The organism is Faecalicoccus sp., from assembly GCF_036552745.1.
GTDB lineage: Bacteria > Bacillota_I > Bacilli_A > Erysipelotrichales > Erysipelotrichaceae > Faecalicoccus.
In genome coordinates this window covers 1-17,866 of record NZ_JAXKBY010000109.1, presented here as the reverse complement: position 1 = coordinate 17,866, position 17,866 = coordinate 1, and the positions used below count along the sequence as shown (strand labels likewise).

Annotated in this window: 19 protein-coding genes and 1 other annotated feature; of the genes, 18 read left to right on the top strand and 1 reads right to left on the bottom strand. The window is 40.0% G+C overall.

The genetic code is table 11. The annotated features are described in order from the left end of the window. Positions 1–257: 257 nt before the first annotated feature. From U0M88_RS05345 to U0M88_RS05315, 7 genes are all read left to right on the top strand, one after another. Positions 258–851, top strand: coding sequence for a hypothetical protein (locus tag U0M88_RS05345; protein ID WP_195221931.1), 594 nt, complete (start codon positions 258–260; stop codon positions 849–851). 116 nt (positions 852–967) lie between these two features. After that, complete coding sequence (locus U0M88_RS05340) at positions 968–1,195, top strand: hypothetical protein (RefSeq protein ID WP_195221930.1); 228 nt, start codon at positions 968–970, stop codon at positions 1,193–1,195. A gap of 312 nt (positions 1,196–1,507) precedes the next feature. Beyond that, a complete protein-coding gene (gene pyrH, locus U0M88_RS05335) occupies positions 1,508–2,218 on the top strand; it encodes a UMP kinase (protein WP_022789166.1) in 711 nt (236 codons plus the stop codon). A 9-nt stretch (positions 2,219–2,227) separates the two neighbouring features. Next, on the top strand, positions 2,228–2,773 hold the full coding sequence (frr, locus tag U0M88_RS05330) for a ribosome recycling factor (protein ID WP_022789165.1): 546 nt from the start codon (positions 2,228–2,230) through the stop codon (positions 2,771–2,773). Between the two features lie 48 nt (positions 2,774–2,821). Next, positions 2,822–3,517, top strand: a complete 696-nt coding sequence (locus tag U0M88_RS05325; RefSeq protein WP_303971350.1) for an isoprenyl transferase — start codon at positions 2,822–2,824, stop codon at positions 3,515–3,517. Beyond that, the gene (locus U0M88_RS05320) at positions 3,514–4,284 is read left to right on the top strand and encodes a phosphatidate cytidylyltransferase (protein WP_331869139.1); all 771 of its coding nucleotides are present in this window, start codon (positions 3,514–3,516) and stop codon (positions 4,282–4,284) included. The genes U0M88_RS05325 and U0M88_RS05320 overlap by 4 nt, the downstream gene beginning before the upstream one ends. A 10-nt stretch (positions 4,285–4,294) precedes the next feature. After that, entirely contained in the window at positions 4,295–5,365 is a 1,071-nt protein-coding gene (locus U0M88_RS05315) for a M50 family metallopeptidase (RefSeq protein WP_117446705.1), read from the top strand. Between the two features lie 50 nt (positions 5,366–5,415). Here U0M88_RS05315 and trhA read toward each other — a convergent pair whose 3' ends face one another. Further along, complete coding sequence (gene trhA, locus U0M88_RS05310; RefSeq protein ID WP_394806218.1) at positions 5,416–6,081, bottom strand: PAQR family membrane homeostasis protein TrhA; 666 nt, start codon at positions 6,079–6,081, stop codon at positions 5,416–5,418. A 101-nt stretch (positions 6,082–6,182) separates the two neighbouring features. On the opposite strand from trhA, the gene U0M88_RS05305 reads away from it, so the two are divergent. From U0M88_RS05305 to U0M88_RS10390, 11 genes are all read left to right on the top strand, one after another. Then, a complete protein-coding gene (locus tag U0M88_RS05305) occupies positions 6,183–9,110 on the top strand; it encodes an AAA family ATPase (protein WP_331869138.1) in 2,928 nt (975 codons plus the stop codon). Between the two features lies 1 nt (position 9,111). Next, positions 9,112–10,077: a signal recognition particle-docking protein FtsY gene (ftsY, locus tag U0M88_RS05300; protein WP_320802235.1), complete on the top strand. Its 966-nt coding sequence runs from the start codon at positions 9,112–9,114 to the stop codon at positions 10,075–10,077. Further along, positions 10,070–10,360, top strand: a complete 291-nt coding sequence (locus U0M88_RS05295) for a sigma factor-like helix-turn-helix DNA-binding protein (RefSeq protein WP_022789155.1) — start codon at positions 10,070–10,072, stop codon at positions 10,358–10,360. The genes ftsY and U0M88_RS05295 overlap by 8 nt, the downstream gene beginning before the upstream one ends. A 13-nt stretch (positions 10,361–10,373) precedes the next feature. Next, positions 10,374–11,573 carry an acetate/propionate family kinase gene (locus U0M88_RS05290; protein ID WP_331869137.1) on the top strand — a complete coding sequence of 400 codons (1,200 nt, stop codon included), beginning with the start codon at positions 10,374–10,376 and terminating at the stop codon, positions 11,571–11,573. Continuing rightward, complete coding sequence (locus tag U0M88_RS05285; RefSeq protein WP_331869136.1) at positions 11,563–12,489, top strand: DHH family phosphoesterase; 927 nt, start codon at positions 11,563–11,565, stop codon at positions 12,487–12,489. Before U0M88_RS05290 ends, U0M88_RS05285 begins: the two co-directional genes overlap by 11 nt. Before the next feature lie 69 nt (positions 12,490–12,558). Next, a complete protein-coding gene (dnaE, locus tag U0M88_RS05280; protein WP_195221926.1) occupies positions 12,559–15,630 on the top strand; it encodes a DNA polymerase III subunit alpha in 3,072 nt (1,023 codons plus the stop codon). 18 nt (positions 15,631–15,648) lie between these two features. Beyond that, on the top strand, positions 15,649–16,533 hold the full coding sequence (murB, locus tag U0M88_RS05275; protein ID WP_229035529.1) for a UDP-N-acetylmuramate dehydrogenase: 885 nt from the start codon (positions 15,649–15,651) through the stop codon (positions 16,531–16,533). A gap of 20 nt (positions 16,534–16,553) precedes the next feature. After that, positions 16,554–16,730: a hypothetical protein gene (locus U0M88_RS05270; RefSeq protein ID WP_195221925.1), complete on the top strand. Its 177-nt coding sequence runs from the start codon at positions 16,554–16,556 to the stop codon at positions 16,728–16,730. 111 nt (positions 16,731–16,841) lie between these two features. Then, a complete protein-coding gene (locus U0M88_RS05265; protein ID WP_195221924.1) occupies positions 16,842–17,219 on the top strand; it encodes a phenylalanine--tRNA ligase beta subunit-related protein in 378 nt (125 codons plus the stop codon). 97 nt (positions 17,220–17,316) lie between these two features. After that, positions 17,317–17,386 (top strand) — a sequence feature (ribosomal protein L21 leader region). A gap of 17 nt (positions 17,387–17,403) precedes the next feature. Further along, the gene (gene rplU, locus U0M88_RS05260) at positions 17,404–17,706 is read left to right on the top strand and encodes a 50S ribosomal protein L21 (RefSeq protein ID WP_022789150.1); all 303 of its coding nucleotides are present in this window, start codon (positions 17,404–17,406) and stop codon (positions 17,704–17,706) included. A 2-nt stretch (positions 17,707–17,708) separates the two neighbouring features. After that, positions 17,709–17,866: ribosomal-processing cysteine protease Prp (locus U0M88_RS10390; RefSeq protein ID WP_442902234.1), on the top strand; the 158-nt coding region annotated here is incomplete at its 3' end.

Genomic DNA, 17,866 nt, shown 5'->3' with positions numbered 1-17,866 from the left:
TTGGCTATGAAGGGAACTGTTCCCTTTGTGACAAAAGACATATGTTCTTTTGAGCTGCCAATTGATGTGTTTACACTCTATCAAAACTAAAAAACATCATTTTTAATTCTCTACATCAACTTTTTAGTTGAATTTAGCGAAGAAAAAAGTAAGTGAGTTTTATAAATTAGTTCTCACTTACTTTTTTTATAACTTTTTTTCATACCTTTTTGGTTGTTTTTACGTAATTAATATTAGAAATAAGGAGGATATTCAAAATGGTAGAAAATTATGAACTGGAACATCTGATCCAGAAACAGAAACGTCTGTATGACGAGCAGTGTAAGAAAATCCTATCGTTTAAACCGATACTGGCTTATCTTTTTCAGTGCTGTCTGGAAGAATGTAAGGATATGAGCCTGGAAGAGATACAGGATCTGCTGGATGAAGAACAACCCCATGAAAAGATGATCAGCCGAAACGTGGAAGATCAAAGTGTGGCCGGAAGCATGGTACGTTATGACCTGTTGTATAAGGTTCGAAATCCTTTGAACAATCAATTTTTGTGGATCAATATTGAGCCACAGGGAATGGATCCCGGTGCCTATGATCTGTTTCATCGAGCCTTTTACTATGGTGCAAGAATGGTGGGACGACAAAGAAATGATCCGGAAGGTTTCAGGGAAGATGACTTTGACAACATACAAAAAATAATTACTCTTTGGATTTGTTTACAACATGCGAAATATAAAAATGATACGATCAATAAGTATGTGCTTGAAGAAAAGTGCATACTGGGACAGTTGAAACACTCTAAAGATTTTTATGACTTGATAGAGATACAGGTGATGTATCCCCGGCAATACCAGTGATGAAAAGACGATGGAAGAGATACTGGATGGCGAAAAGAATGTGATGGAGTATCTCGAGCTTTTGTTTATATCGAAAAGAGAATATGAGCAAAGAAAAGAAATCCTATTGAAAAAGTATGGTAATATTGAAAAAGGAAGTAGAAAGTGAGATGAGAAGGATGTGTACATTTAGCGATGCGGTATGGGAAAGAGGAAAAAATGAAGGAATCTTGTCAAATTCGATAAAGAATATACAAAATTTAATTCAAAATCATGTTGTCTCAAGCATTGAAGAAGCTATGGACTTATTAGGGGTAGAAGCTTCATTAAGACCAAGTATTCTACAATCGATACAGATACATTAGAAATCAATATAGCATATATCATTTAGAAAATGGGTATTATTAAAGAATAGAGGGTCACGATATTTTGACTCTCTGTTTTTGGTTTAAATGACATATTTTTGGGGTTATTGTAATTAATATTTCAACAGTTAAAAAGTTTTAGTAAAAGGAATACACGATGTTGGATTTTAAGAAAAATGTGCTCAATTAGAATGAATATCTTTTTGTATATTTTGTGAAACTCGCATTCTTGTCATTCTAATGACTTCCACTTTCTTTTGGTCTTTGCTTAGTGTATAATTCTATTGAATTGAATTATTGGGGAGATCATCTATGTATAAACGTGTATTATTAAAGCTAAGCGGGGAGGCTTTATCCGGTCATGGACAATCCTTAGATCCGGAAGTGCTTAAAAATCTCGCAAAAGAATTAAAAGAAGTACAGAGCCTAGGTGTTGAACTGGCCATTGTTGTTGGTGGCGGAAACTTTATCCGCGGTAAGATGATGGCAGATTTAGGGATGGATCGAGTACAGGCCGATTATATGGGCATGTTAGGAACTGTTATCAACGCGTTAGCCGTTCAAAATGCTTTAGAGCAGGAAGGTGTACAGACAAGAGTACAAACTGCTGTGGAAATGCAGAAAGTGGCAGAACCGTTCATTTTACGTCGTGCCATTCGTCATTTGGAAAAAGGACGTATCGTGATTTTCGGCGCTGGTACCGGTTCACCGTATTTTTCAACGGATACGACAGCTGCACTTCGTGCCAGTGAAATTGATGCCGATGTCATCTTGATGGCTAAAAATGGGGTGGATGGTGTCTATGATTGTGATCCAAAGAAGAATCCGGAAGCTAAACGTTTTGATACGTTGAACTACCTTGATGTACTAAATAAAGGATTACAGGTCATGGATTCAACCGCAATCAGTATGTGTATGGATAATGATATTGATCTGGTCGTATTTAATATGAACGAACCAGGAAATATAATGAATGCGGTGACTCAGAAAGTATCAGGAACCGTTGTCACAAAAAAGAAATAGGAGTAGTTTATGAGTGATTATTTAGAAAATGCAGAAGTGAAAATGATGTCCGCTATTGAAAATTTAGAATCGAATCTTCGTACGATTCGTACCGGACGTGCCAGTGCGCAGATGTTGGATCGTGTACAGGTGGATTATTACGGATCACCAACACCGATTAACCAGATGGCACAGATTCAGGTCGTAGAAGGAACACAGCTTGTGATTCGTCCATACGATCGTCAGATCATTAAAGGAATATCCAGCGCCATTCAGGCAGCTAACTTAGGATTAAACCCGCAGGCAGAAGCAGACTGTATTCGTATTCAGGTACCGGCTTTAACAGAAGATCGTCGTAAAGAGCTGGCCAAAGAAGCACAAAAATATGGAGAAGAAGCAAAGGTTGCGATTCGTAATATTCGTCGTGATACAAACGATTTGATCAAGAAAGATAAAGAAGAAACGGAAGATGATCGTAAGGCAAATTTGGAGGAATCTCAAAAATTAACCGATCGTTTTGTCAAAGATATTGAAAAAATCGTTGATGAAAAGAAAAAAGAAATTTTAAACGTGTAATAAGATTGCCCAATGTGCATTGGGCAAATTTTTTTAGGAGGGTTCGATATGAGTTTTCCCAAAACGATTGCCATCATCATGGATGGAAATGGTCGTTGGGCCAAGGCAAAGGGCTTGCCTAGAACGGCAGGGCATAAACAAGGAGCCGATACAATTCGTACTGTAGCATTACATGCGAATAAAATCGGTGTTGAAAAACTGATCTTATATGCGTTTTCAACGGAAAACTGGAAACGTCCTGAGGAAGAAGTCAGCTATCTTTGTAAATTGCCGGGAATTTTCTTTAATCGTTTTATAAAGGATCTGATGATCAATAACATACGAGTTACTTTTGTCGGAGAATTGGAACGTTTTCCGGCTGAAACGCAGAAAGTGATTTTAAAAGCCGTAAATCAGACAAAGGAAAATACCGGATTGGAGCTTTGTATTGCGATCAATTATGGTTCTCGTCGTGAGATTCTTTTGGCAGTGCAGAAATATACACAGGATGTTTTGGAGCAGAAACGAGCAAATGATTTGACAGAAGAAGAGTTTGCGCAGTATTTGATGGTTCCGGAAGAGATTGATCTTTTGATTCGTACCAGTGGGGAACTGCGAATCTCAAACTTTTTGTTGTGGCAGATTGCTTATTCGGAATTAATTTTTACATCGGTTGCCTGGCCCGATTTTGATGAAAAGGCACTGGATGACTGCATTCGCAAATTTGCATCCAGAGATCGCCGTTTTGGAGGATTGACCTCATGAAAACGCGCATCGTTACAGCAATATTGATCATATTAGTTTGTATCTTTCCGGTAGCATCGGGTGGAATTCCTCTGGAAATTTTAGCGTTATTGATTTTGGCAGGAAGTCTTTACGAATGGCTTTGTCCACAAGCTGAATTTCGCAAATGGCCTTTATTTGTACCTGTTAGTCTATTAGTATTGACGATTGCTTCGCGTTTTATTCCGCAATCGTACCAGTTTGCGTATTGGATCCTTTGCCTGGTCTATCTTTGGGGACTGCCTATCTTTTTGGAATCTTATACGATTGGTAATGCGTTTGTCGCTATTTCATTCTTTGTGATCTTTTCGTTGATTTATCAATGTATTGGACTCCTTCAGGAAAATCATTTATACTTAATCACAATCGTATTTGCCACATATGGCAGTGATACGGGAGCCTGGTTTTTTGGCCGACGCTATGGCAGACATAAGATGAACCCGCGTATATCTCCTAAAAAAAGCTGGGAAGGCTTTGTAGGCGGTATTATCAGTGGATTTATTATAGGATGGATTCCTACCTTCTTCTTTTTAGATCAAGTTTCACTGGTTTTGGTATTCTTATTATGTCTTTTGTGCCCTGTTGTTGCGGAATTCGGAGATCTTTGTTTTAGTGCCATCAAGCGCTTTTATCATATCAAAGATTTTTCGAAGTTGTTGCCAGGCCATGGCGGCATACTCGATAGAGTAGATTCTTTATTGATGAATGTACTTTTATTTGGTGTGCTCACTTCAACGTTCTTAATGTAGGAGGAATGAAATGCAGCTTGTTATTGGGTTGATTGCCTTTTTCTTTATGTTGAGCGTGATCGTGCTCATTCATGAACTCGGTCATTTTATGGTTGCCAGACATTTTGGTGTCTTTTGTAAAGAGTTTTCTATCGGTATGGGACCTTTGTTGTATGCCAGACAAGGTAAGGAAACACAGTTTTCCATTCGTGCCATTCCTTTTGGTGGTTATGTAATGATGGCCGGCGAAGAAGATGGATCACAGGACGAGGAAGATGACTGGTTAAAAAATGTACCGGATGAAAAGCGTTTAAATCATAAACCACGTTGGCAGCAGATTTTAGTTATGGTAGCCGGCGTTTGTATGAATGTAGTTTTGGCATGGGTTTTATTTGTCGGGTTATCCATGACACAAGGATATGTGGTAGAAGAACCTATTGCACAAGTTTATGAAGTTGTAGAAGGTTCACCGGCACAGGAAGCCGGACTACAGCCAGGCGATACGATCGTTAAAGCGGCGGATGGCGAAGATACCATTGAACCAGAAACGCAATATGATTTTTTAGAATGGCTGCAGTATCACCATGGAAATCTGGAACTGAGTGTAAAACGCGATGATCAAACTCTAACTGTGCCTATTACACCACAGCTGGACGAAGAATCCAATACTTATACTTTAGGTTATGTGGTACAGGCATATGCACAACCGATTCCTTGGTATCAGGGTTTCTATTATGGTACGCTGGATATGTTGGATTCCAGTACCGCCATATTCAGTGCTTTAGCGCATCTGATTCAAGGAGAAGGCTTACAGAATTTATCCGGGCCGGTTGGTATTGCCCAAGTCACAACACAGGCTACTTCAATGGGATTACGCTCGTATTTAAGTCTGTTTGCATTGATTTCATTAAACATCGGTATCTTTAATATCTTACCGATTCCGGCAATGGATGGTGGACGTATTTTGATCTTACTTTTAGAAAAGCTGTTTAGAAGAAAGATCAACACAAAAATCGTGGAAAATATTATTGTTGCCAGCTTTGTGTTATTGATCGGATTATTCGTCTTTGCGACATATAACGATATCATTCGCTTATTTTAGGGACTTCATGTCCCTTTTTTTATGGGATAGAAAAAGACACCGTTAGGTGCCTAAATCATAAAATAGAGAATCGCAATCAAGTGACAGATCGATGCCAGAATGATAAAGATGTGCCATACGAAGTGATTAAACTTTCTTTGCGGATGTCCGTAAAAATAAGTTCCAATCGTATAAAGTACGCCGCCAGCTAAGATTAATAAGAAGAACGGCAGGGAACACTTTTGTATCAATGCCGGTAAGATAAAGATTGCCATCCATCCCATCGTCATATAGATCGTCATCGACAATACTTTGTGATTGGTATTGGAGATGGATTTTAAAAGCACACCGGCGATAACCATGAGCCATTCGATAGCTAAGACCGTATATCCAATCCAGTTATTCATCAAGCTTAAACATACCGGTGTATAGGTTCCGGCAATGGCCAAAAGAATCATAATGTGATCTAATTTTCGAAAAACTAGTTTATGAGTCGTATCATGTGGCATGCTGTGATAAAGACAGGAGCCTAAAAACATAAAGATCATGCAAATTATGAATATGGAAATACCTGTGGCATGCAAAGCGCCTGCCTGCAGATAAGCGCGTATGGCGTAATAAGGTAATGCGAATAATAAGAGCAGGGCCATGACCCCATGACTGACTGAATTGCCCACTTCTTCGCCAAAAGAAAGTGGGAATACATTTTTCATGCTTTCTTTCATTTTCTTTTTCATACCCACTATTTTAAAAAGGTTGGTGTTAAAATTCAAGGGAAAGATTGTCGATTTTTAGGGTGCTTTTTGATACAATGTTAAAGTTAGGATGAAGGTGAGTTATGTTTTTAAAGCGGATTGAGATACAAGGATTCAAAAGTTTTGCGGATAAAACGATATTACAATTTGATCATAATATAACCGGTATCGTAGGGCCAAACGGCTGTGGGAAGAGTAATGTCAACGATGCGATACGCTGGGTATTGGGAGAGCAGAGTACCAAAAGTCTTCGTTCCGGTACCAGTATGACCGATATCATTTTCAGTGGAAGTGAATATCGCAAACCGGTTAATATGGCAAAGGTAACACTGGTTTTTGATAATACGACCAAGGTGTTCGACTCGCCTTTTGAAGAAATCGAGATCACAAGACAATTGCAGCGTTCAACCAATGAAGCAAGCTATTTTATCAATAAAACGCCTTGTCGTTTGAAAGACATCAATGATCTGGTGATGGATACGGGTTTAGGGCGAGATTCTTTAAGTATCATTACGCAGGGAAATATCAGTTCATTTGCCGATGCCAAACCGGAAGAAAGACGATCGTTGTTTGAAGAAGCTGCCGGGGTTGCCAAATATAAAAAGCGTAAAAAAGTTTCTTTGCAGAAGCTGGAAAAAACTAAGGAGAACTTAGATCGCTTACAAGATATTTTAGATGAACTGGAACATCAGTTAGGACCTTTGGAAAAGCAGGCAAAAAAGGCTAAGCAGTACAAAACGTATAAAGAGGAATTGTCTTCCATTGAAATCAGCGTGTTAGTCGAAGAAATTGAAGCCTTAAATGAAGAAATCGAAACGATCAAAAATACATTATTTGAAAATAATACGATTCATGTATCCAAGGAAGCCAGCTTGGATCAGCAGGAAATTGATATACAGGAATTACGAAAGGAAATGCATGCCCTGGATCGTCAGATCAATGATCTACAGGGAGAATACACCAAAGCGATGGAAGAAAGCTATCAGCTTGAAAAACGCAAGGTCGAGCTGGATGAAAAACGAAAATATCGTTTACGTCAGGCGGATGCGTTAGAGAGAAAAGATGAGCTTTCACAAATGGTGCAGGAAGCCCGCTTTGAGTTTGAAGATCGTAAAAATCGTCTGCAGCGATTACAGGCAGAATTAGAACTTCATACTAAGAGCTTAAATATGCTGAAACAAAAATCGGGTGAGATCATCCAGCAGAATGTGGAAGAGCAACAAGTTCTTCAACAGCTAAAAAACCGCCAACAAGTCCTGGAAAACATGATTCGTCAGCCTTTTACGCATCAACAAGGTGTTAAAGCGGTCTTATCCGCACGACATTCATTATCCGGAATCTTAGGGGTTGTCAGTGAATTATTGATTGCACAGGATGATCGTGCCAATGCGATCAGTTCGGCTCTGCAAGCCAGTATTTATCATATCGTTACCAAAGATGAAGCCAGTGCCAGAGAGGCTATTGGGTACTTGAAAAGAAATCGCAGTGGCCGTGCCACCTTTTTGCCATTGGATATCATGCGTCCTCGTTATCCATCCAAAGAGCAGAAAGTCATTGCTTCGCAATCCAAAGGGTATTTAGGCTGGGCTAACGAAAGTGTTGAGTGTAAGGAAATTTTTAATGATCTAAGAGATCGTTTGTTGGGAAATGTATTGATCATCGATAATCTGGTTAATGCCAATGAATGTGCCAAACGATTACGTTATCAAGTCAAGATCGTGACCTTAGATGGAGATATCGTTCATGCCGGTGGTAGTATGACCGGAGGGGCCAATCGTCACCAAAGCACACCGGTGACGGCACAACATGAACTGAACCGCTTAAAAGAGCAGATTGAAGGACAGAAGATCAAAGTGGCTCATATTTCGGAAGAAAACCGTTTGATTGAAAGTAAGATGGATAATGAAACGGATACTTGTATGCAGCTGCAGATTGAAGTCGCAAAGCTGGAAAATATTTTTCAGACGAAAAAGGAAAAATATGAATCTTTGCAGGCGGAATATAATGAGCTGGTTCCACAGGAAACCACACAGGATCTGCAGGAAGATGACATCGTTGTTTTGATGTCAAAAATGCATGCCCGCATTGATGAGATCACTTCGTCGATTTCTTCTTTGCGAAAACGCCGCTACGATAAAGGAAGCATGGTGGAGCAGCTGGAAAATCAGATGCGTATGACAAGGCGTGAAATGAATGCCCTGCAGGCGGAGATTCATGATGCGGAGCTGCAGCAGGCTAAAAAACAGGCGTATTTGGAAAGCGCGTTAAATCGTTTGAATGCGGACTATCAGATGACTTACGAATATGCTTGTGAACAGCGCAAGGAAATCGATATCGAGAAAGCAAAAGATCGCGTCGTAGAACTTCGCCAGGCCATCAATCGTCTGGGGAATGTGAATTTAGATGCGCCGCAACAATATTCGGAAATCAAGGAACGTTTTGATTTTATGCAGGGTCAAAAAGCAGACCTGGAACAAGCCTCTGCCCAGATTTTACAGGCCATTGATGAAATGGATGAAACGATGAAGATACAGTTTACGGAAATGTTCCACAAGATCAATAAGGAGCTGGATGGTATCTTTAAAGCAATGTTTGGAGGTGGGAAGGCTCGCTTATCCATGGTCGATCCCCAGGATGTGTTGAATACGGGAATCGAAATCGATGTACAGCCTCCGGGAAAGATGGTCAAAAACCTACAGTCTTTTTCCGGTGGTGAAAAAGCATTGATTGCGATCAGTGTCTTATTTGCCATTTTGCAGGCAAGAACGATGCCTTTGTGTATTTTCGATGAAGTTGAAGCGGCTCTTGACCAGGCCAATGTCGAACGTTTTGCGAAATATTTATCACATTTCAGCGATCGTTCACAGTTTATCGTTGTAACACATCGTCCGGGAACGATGGAACAATGTGAAATGTTGTATGGGATTACGATGCAAAAAGACGGTGTTTCTAAATTATTAAAGGTACAGCTCAAAGATGCGGTACATATCCTGGAAAAGGAGGAAAATTAGAATGGCATTTTTTCAATCCATCAAAGAAGCCTTTGTCAAAAATAAAGATAAGGATAAATACTTATCCGGTTTAGGAAGATCACGTAAAAGCTTTGGAGATAGACTACGTGCCTTGTCCAATAGCTTTAATGGTGTTAATGATGAGTTACTGGAACAAATCATGATCATCCTATTGGAAAGCGATGTCGGTATTCATACGGCACAAAAGATCGTGGATCAGTTTGAGGCCGGTGCCTCTCATATTCGCGATTATGATTCTATGGAAGATTATTTTATCAGTATCCTACATGATTTTTATAATCAGGAAAGCGATGAAGATATTCAGTATAACGAGAATGGACCTACGGTGATTTTTATGGTGGGTGTCAATGGTTCAGGAAAAACGACCAGCTCGGCTAAGCTGATCAAATATTACCAGGATCAAAATCTTTCCGTTGCTGTGGCAGCGGCTGATACATTTCGTGCCGGTGCGGTAGATCAGATCGCCACATGGGCCGATAGATTAGGGGTTCCGTGTATCAAAGGAAAACCAAACCAAGATCCCAGCTCTGTTTTGGTCGATGCATGTCGCTATGCCAAAGAACATCAAATTGATATCTTGTTGGCGGATACGGCCGGTCGTTTACAGACCAAAACCAATCTGATGAAAGAATTAAGCAAGATGGTTCGTGTCTGTGATCGTGAAATCGAAGGAGCGCCACATGAAGTATGGCTGGTACTGGATGCGACCACCGGTCAAAATGGTATTTCACAAGCCAGGGAGTTTTTGGAGGCTACTTCAGTATCCGGTATTATCCTGACCAAAATGGATGGTACCGCAAAAGGTGGGGTTGTATTGGCCATTCGCGACAGTCTGCATATTCCGGTACGCTTTTTAGGTTTAGGTGAAAAGCCGGAGGATTTAAAACCGTTTGAGATCAACAGTTACTTGATGGGTATCACAAAAGGACTGGAATCGGATGAATAGATTAGAATCCAATGTATTATTTGATATTTACGGTGATTTGTTGACAAAGCGTCAAAAAGAGATTTGTTCGCTGTATTTTGAAGAAGATTTTTCTTACACAGAAATCAGTGAGGCCCTGGAAATATCCAGAGCCGCTGTACAGGACAGTTTAAAAAAATCGATGCAGCAGCTACATAAATACGAAGACATCATTCAATATGTATCAAAAAGAAAACGTATTGTTTCTCTTTTAAAAGATTTGGATGATGATAAGATAAAAGAGGAAATATTGAGCATATTATAGGAGGTAATAAAACATGCCAATCGTAATGAGTGTCAATGCCGGAAGCAGTTCGTTGAAGTTTCAGGTATTCCAAATGCCGGAAGAAAAAGTATTAGCGCAGGGAAACATTGAAAGAATCGGATTAAACGATTCCATTGTAGGAATGAAGTTTAACGATCAGAAAGTCGAAGAAGTCTTAGATATCCCGGATCATGGGGTAGCTGTTTCCAAGCTTATGGAAGTTTTGATCAAGTATCACATTGTAGAAAGCTTGGAAGATATCAAAGCTATTGGTCATCGTATGGTTCATGGTGGAGAATACTATGATCATTCGGTACCGGAAAGTAAAGAAGCCGAAGATAAGATTGATGAATTAAAGGTGCTCGCACCTTTGCACAACCCAGCTGGTTTGTTAGGCTATCGTTCTTTCAAGAAGGCTTTGCCGGAATGTAAGCATACCTTTGTCTTTGATACAGCTTTCCATCAAAGCATGCCGGAAGAAAACTATATCTATCCGATTCCTTATGAATATTATGAAATAGATGAAATTCGCCGTTATGGAATGCATGGTACCAGTCACCTGTATTTAACACATCGATTGGCAGAAATTTTGGATAAACCGGTAGAAGAGATGAATATCATCACATGTCATTTAGGAAACGGTGCTAGTATTACGGCTGTCAAAAACGGTAAGTCCTTTAAAACCAGTATGGGCTTTACACCGCTTTCCGGTGTCATGATGGGAACACGTTGTGGTGATATCGATCCTGCCATCATTATGTTTTTGGAAAAGAAATATGGTTATACACCGGATGAAATGGATACGATCTTAAATAAAAAATCCGGAATGCTTGGTGTATCAGGTATCAGCAGTGACGGACGTGATGTAGAAGCCGCTGCCGAAGCCGGAAACAAAAGAGCAATCCTGACACAGAAAATCTATGTCAATTCCATCGTTGAAACTGTCAGTGGTTACTATGGTTTGATGGGTGGTGCGGATGCGATCGTCTTTGCCGGCGGTATCGGTGAAAATGACTCTGTGATGCGTCAAAAAATCTGCGATCGTTTGTCTGTTTTAGGCGTTAAGGTGCCGGAAGACTTAAATATGGGTGTTCGCGGTATTGAAAAGAAATTAAGCAGTGATGATTCTAAGATCAGCGTATGGCTGATTCCAACTAATGAAGAACTTGTGATGGCAAGAGATGCTTATGCCAACCTTTGCGATGAAAAATAAGATCTTCTCATTGATCGAACAATACGATTCTATCATTTTGTTTCGTCATGTCCTGCCGGATATGGATGCCTTGGGCAGCCAGTTTGGTTTGGCTTATTGGCTTAAAAAAACTTATCCGCAAAAACAGATTTATGTCACCGGAAGCGCGAATGCCTTATCGAAGGAACTTCAGCTTTCTTTTGATACCATTGCGGATGATACTTATGCAAGATCGCTTGGAATCTTGTTGGATGCTTCAACAGCCAACCGGGTAGATGATGAAAACTACAAGCTTTGTGATTTTACGATTCGTATTGATCATCATATAAAGACCGAAAGCTTTTGTGATTTGGAATGGATCGATGAAAAGGCCAGCGCGACCTGTGAAATGTTAGGATTGCTGCTGATGGAAAAAGATTGTTCGAAAGAGGCGGCGCAGATGTTGTATCAGGGACTGGTTGCCGATAATGTTCGATTTACGACCACCAGCGTGCGCAGGGAAACTTTTCAGGCAGCAGGCTTCTTATTTGAGAAGGGCGCCGATGTAGTACAGGCCGATCGTATCAATTTTTCCAGTACGCTGGAAGACTTTCAGTATGAAACGATGATTCGCAACAAGGCCAAAGTATCACAAAAATGTATGACGGCAATTATGGAAACGGCAGAGTATTTACCGCTCATGAAAACCTTTGCGAAAGCCAAAGAAAAGGTCTATGCGCTAAGCGGTGTTTCTTCAATTGAAATATGGGCTTTGTTTACGCGTATGGAAGATGGTGTGCACTACAGCGCATCTTTACGCTCCAAAACGATCGATATTCGCGATATTGCCCAGGCCTATCATGGCGGTGGTCATGCCTGTGCCTGCGGTATTAAAAATCTGACCATTAAGCAGGTTCATGAAATTATCGATCAGCTTGCGATACGAAGTACAATGTAAAGTGTTCAGTTCATTTGAACACTTTTTTCATTTCCTGTACAATGAAAAAAAAAGAAAGGAGGTTCTTCTATGGTTCATTTACATGCCCGCAGTTGTTACAGCCTTTTAGAATCCAGTCTGCGTGTGGAAAGACTGGTCGATCAAAGTGCGGCGTTGGGATATCGACATGTGGCATTAACGGATAAAGATGCGATGTTTGCCACGATGAAGTTTTATAAATATGCTTTATCAAAAAATATACATCCCATTCTTGGACTGGAGCTGGATGTACAGATGAAACAGGGACCTTCTACTTTTATCCTGCTTGCGAAAAACGATCGCGGCCTGCAGGATTTGTATGCGCTATCGACACAGAGAATGCAGATACAGAATACTGTAACCTTTGAAGAATTATGTAAGCGAAGTGCAGATTGTGTCGTAATTTCCTGCGGCATACAAGATCATGACATCCTCAATGGCTGGATCTTACATGATGATACAGAAAAGCTGAAAGAGTATTTTATAACGTGTAAAAACAGTTTCCCTTGTTTTTATGCCGGTATTGCCTGTAATGATTCTGGTTTTTGGCGAGCTAAAAATATCGAATTAAAGAAATTGTATCGATCTTTATCCATCCCGACTTGTGCTTTATCGTATATTCTTTATGAAAAAAAAGAAGATGTCAAACAATTGCGTATCTTAAAAGCTATTCAAAAACAGGCACGCATACATGATCAAAACTTAAATGTTTTAAACGATCGTTATATTCGCTCCATGAAGGAAATGGAATCATTATATGATTCGGAGGATCTTCAAAATACCGAAGAAATTGCCAAGATGTGCAATGTGCAGATGGCTATGGAAAAAAGCCATTTACCGGTCTTTCAAAATAAATTAGGCATTGACTCGTCTTCTTTTTTGATCAAGCTGTGTAAGGCCGGACTACAAAAGAGACTGCATAAAAAAGAGAATGAAGTCTATACAAAACGACTGGAATATGAATTATCTGTGATTACACGGATGGGCTTTACTAACTATTTTTTGATCGTCTATGATTTTATTCGTTTTGCCCGCACAAAGGGCATTTATGTCGGACCGGGGCGAGGCAGTGCAGCCGGTTCTCTGGTTGCATATTGTTTAGGAATCACGCACATCGACCCCATTCAGAATCATTTATTGTTTGAGCGTTTTTTAAATCCCGATCGTGTTTCTATGCCGGATATTGATACCGATTTTCCCGATGATCGTCGCGATGAGGTCATTGAATATGTCAAAAACTTGTACGGTGAGCAGCATGTCTGTCATATTGTGACATTCAACACATTAAAGGCAAAACAGGTCTTACGAGATGTAGGTCGGGTGTATTCAATTTCTTCTTCCAAAATTGATTCCTTGACCAAATTAATTCGAAACGTACCCAATATGACGCTGCGACAGGCCTATCAGGAAAATACAAAGTTTCAATCTTTAGTTCAAAAAGATGATCTTTTAAAAGAATTGTATTATAACTGTCTGGCTTTAGAAGGCTTGCCACGCCATATTTCCTTACATGCCGCCGGTATTGTTTTAAGCGATCAGCCGATTACTAATGTATGTCCTAAAGTACAGGTGGATGCGGATAATCAGGCTACCCAGTTTACTATGGAATATCTGGAAGAACTGGGCTTGATCAAAATGGATTTTCTGGGCTTAAGAAATTTGACAACGATTGATCAAATCGTTAAACAAATTCAAAAAAAGACACACCAACCTTTTGATATCCTAAAGATTCCATTAAACGATCAAAGAACGTATCAGTTATTGGCAAGAGCCGATACCCTGGGTGTTTTTCAGTTGGAGAGTTCAGGCATTCAAAGTTTGCTTAGAAAAATGAAGCCATCACGGTTTGAAGATATCTGTGCGGTACTGGCCTTATATCGTCCAAGTGCCATGCATAATATTGATCTATATATTGCGCGTAAAGAAGACCCTCGAAAGATCGAATATCCTCATCCTTTGACCAAGCCGATCTTGGAGGAAACCTATGGCATCATGATCTATCAGGAGCAGGTCATGCAGATCGCAAGGGCGATTGGTAATTTAAGTCTGGCACAGGCCGATTCTTTGCGTAAGGCGATGTCTAAGAAAAATCATGAGCAGATGGAAAGCTATAAGGAATTGTTCATTCAAGGTGCTTTGCAGCATCAATGTACGTTTAAACAGGCCAATGGCTTGTTTGATACCATGGCCCAGTTTGCCAGCTATGGCTTTAATAAATCACACAGCTATGCCTATGCTCTGATTGCCTATCAAATGGCGTATTTAAAGGCTAATTATCCTTTATATTTTTATCAGTGTTTATTAGACAGTGTGATTGGTTCGGAAACAAAAACCAATCAGTATCGGCAGGAATGTATGCATCGACATGTTAAGATCTTATGTGTGGATGTCAATGCTTCACAGGATCATTATCATATTGAAAATCAGGCATTGCGTATGCCGCTGCAGGTATTAAAAGGAATCGGACAATCTATTTATCCGATCATCTTAAAAGAGCGTCAGAATGGAGTGTATAAAGATTATATTGATTTTGTCGTTCGATGCAATGCCAGAAAACTGACCGAATCCAGCATGCGTATTTTGATCGATGGTGGTGCTTTAGATTCTCTTGGACTCAATCGTGCTACCATGCATGAAAATTTAGGACGAGTTCTAGTCTATGCCGATTTAGTACGAACTGAAGCGATGGGACAGATTTCCTTTGATTTTTCAGTTGTCTCTAAGCCTAATTTGATCAAGGTCAAAGAAAATAAAATGGAGCGAGCCAGGAAAGAGTTCATGGTCTATGGCTTTTATTTAAGCCAACATCCGGTACAACAGTTACGACAGGAAACATTTAAACAATGTATTCCTTTTTCACAGGCTGAAAATAAAAATGGCTTTATGCAGGTGATTGGGCGAGTGACCAGCTTTCGTACCCATACGACAAAGCAGGGAGAGCTTATGTGCTTTGTATCACTGGAAGATGAAACCGGAAAGATCGATATCGTACTGATGCCGGCTGTATATGCGAAGGAAAAAGATCAAATTGCCAAAGATCGTATCGTCTTTGTGCAGGGAAATAAAAATCGCCCTCAGTCGATCATAGCACGAAAACTTCGCTGTATCGATGCGGAAAGCTAAAGAAAGAAGAGGTCTATTTTGAAAGATATTTTTGATAACACGACCATTTATAAGAATGAATTATTAAAAAAATACACATATACAAAGACAGGAGGACCGGCGGATTATTTAGCCTTACCGGAAACGATTGAAGCGCTTTGTGACTACATTGCTTATGCCAAAACAAAGAAAATACCTTACCTTGTCTTAGGAAATGCCAGCAATCTGATCGTACGGGATCAGGGTATCGAAGGCTTAGTCATCTTAACGACACAACTAAAACAGATCCATGTCAAGGAAAATCGAATCGTTGCCCAGGCCGGAGCCAGCTTGAAAGCGGTCTGTGCCAGGGCTTGCGAATATGCACTTAGCGGCTTGGAATTTGCCTGTGGCATACCGGGAAGCATCGGTGGAGCTGTTTATATGAATGCCGGTGCTTATGATGGACAGATTGATGAAGTCTTTTACAGTGCCACGGTTTTAACGGAAAAAGGAACGATTGAAACATGGACAAAAGAACACATGGATTTTTCGTATCGTCACAGCATTTTACAGGAAAGAAAAGCGATTGTATTAGAGGCAGAATTTCAACTGACTCCTGGTGATCCGTCAAAAATTCAAGAAAAAATGGATCATTTAATGGAACTTAGACGCAGTAAACAACCTTTAGAATATCCATCCTGCGGCAGTGTCTTTAAACGGCCCAAAGGACATTATACCGGCGCTTTGATTCAACAGGCCGGACTGCAGGGATTAAAGTGGGGTGGAGCGCAGATCTCTGAAAAACATGCCGGCTTTATTGTGAACATCGATCATGCGACCGGAAAAGATTATGAGGAATTGATTGCCTATATACAAAAAGTGATCGATCAAAAATTTGGTGTACATTTAGAACCGGAAGTTCGAATCATAGGCAGAAGATAAATAAAGAGAGGTAGGAAACCATGAGAGTAAAAGTTGATATTGATCAAGCATTATTTACGCAATATAGAGATATCCGTTTAGGTTGTATTCAATTTGACGCGATGGTTCAGGAATCCCAGCCAAAATTCTGGGAACATGTAGATAATGATGTGATACCCGGCATAAGACAGTCTTTAGAGGGAAAGGAATGGAATTAAATTCCCGGTGTTAAAGGAAGTCGTTTGGCGTATAAGGCTTTTGGAAGAAACCCAGGCAGGTATCGGGTTTCTTCGGAGGCTTTATTACGCAGGGTATGACGTTTAGATCCTTTGTACCGTATTAATACAGTTGTCGATGTCAATAATCTGATTTCAATACAAAGTGGCCTGTCTGTTGGATCATATGATATAGAACAGATCAAGGGCGATGTTCTTCTTCGTAAAGCCGGTTTCCAGGAAGGCTATATAGGGATTGGAAAATCATTTATCGACATGGAAAATATGCTGATGCTTGCGGATCAGGAAGGAATCTTCGGTTCTTCCTTGTCTGATTCTATCCGTACCATGGTGACAATGCGATCTCAACATATTTTAAGCGTTATCTATTGCTTTGAAGCAGAGCTTGATCTCTCATCACTTTTGGATACATCCAAACTTTTGCTTGCGGAATATGCCGGGGCAAAGAATGTTGAAACATGGATCGTCTGATCTCGCGTTCGAAGGATAGATTTCTAAGGAAATAAATGGATTCTTTCTTGACGAAGACGATCAGATTTTATATACTACCTATGTTGCAGATTCTGTTCTGATCTTGCAACCGCACAAAAAAGGTAAAAAGTGAGAAATCCACCTTCATGGCGAGTATCAGGAACATAGAATAGGAGGTGCTTGCATGTACGCAATTATTGAAACAGGCGGAAAACAGATCAAAGTTGAAAAAGATGCTGTGATCTTCGTAGAAAAATTAGATGCTAACGAAGGAGATACAGTTACATTTGATAAGGTTTTATTCGCTGATGGAAAATTTGGTAAACCTTATGTAGAAGGTGCTAAAGTTACAGGAACTGTTGAAAAACAGGGTAAAGGTAAGAAAATTACGATTGTAAAATATAAACCTAAAAAATCTTCTACACGTAGAAAACAGGGACACCGTCAACCTTACACTCGTGTTAAGATCGAAGCAATCGAGGCTTAATTATGATCAAGGTCATCCTGACATATCATAAGGATCAGGTGTCAAGTATTCAGATTACCGGACATGCGCAAAGCGGTCCCTATGGACAGGATATCGTGTGTGCCGGAGTCAGTGTTGCAAGTATCGGTGCTTTAAATGCACTGGATGTATTATGTCATGA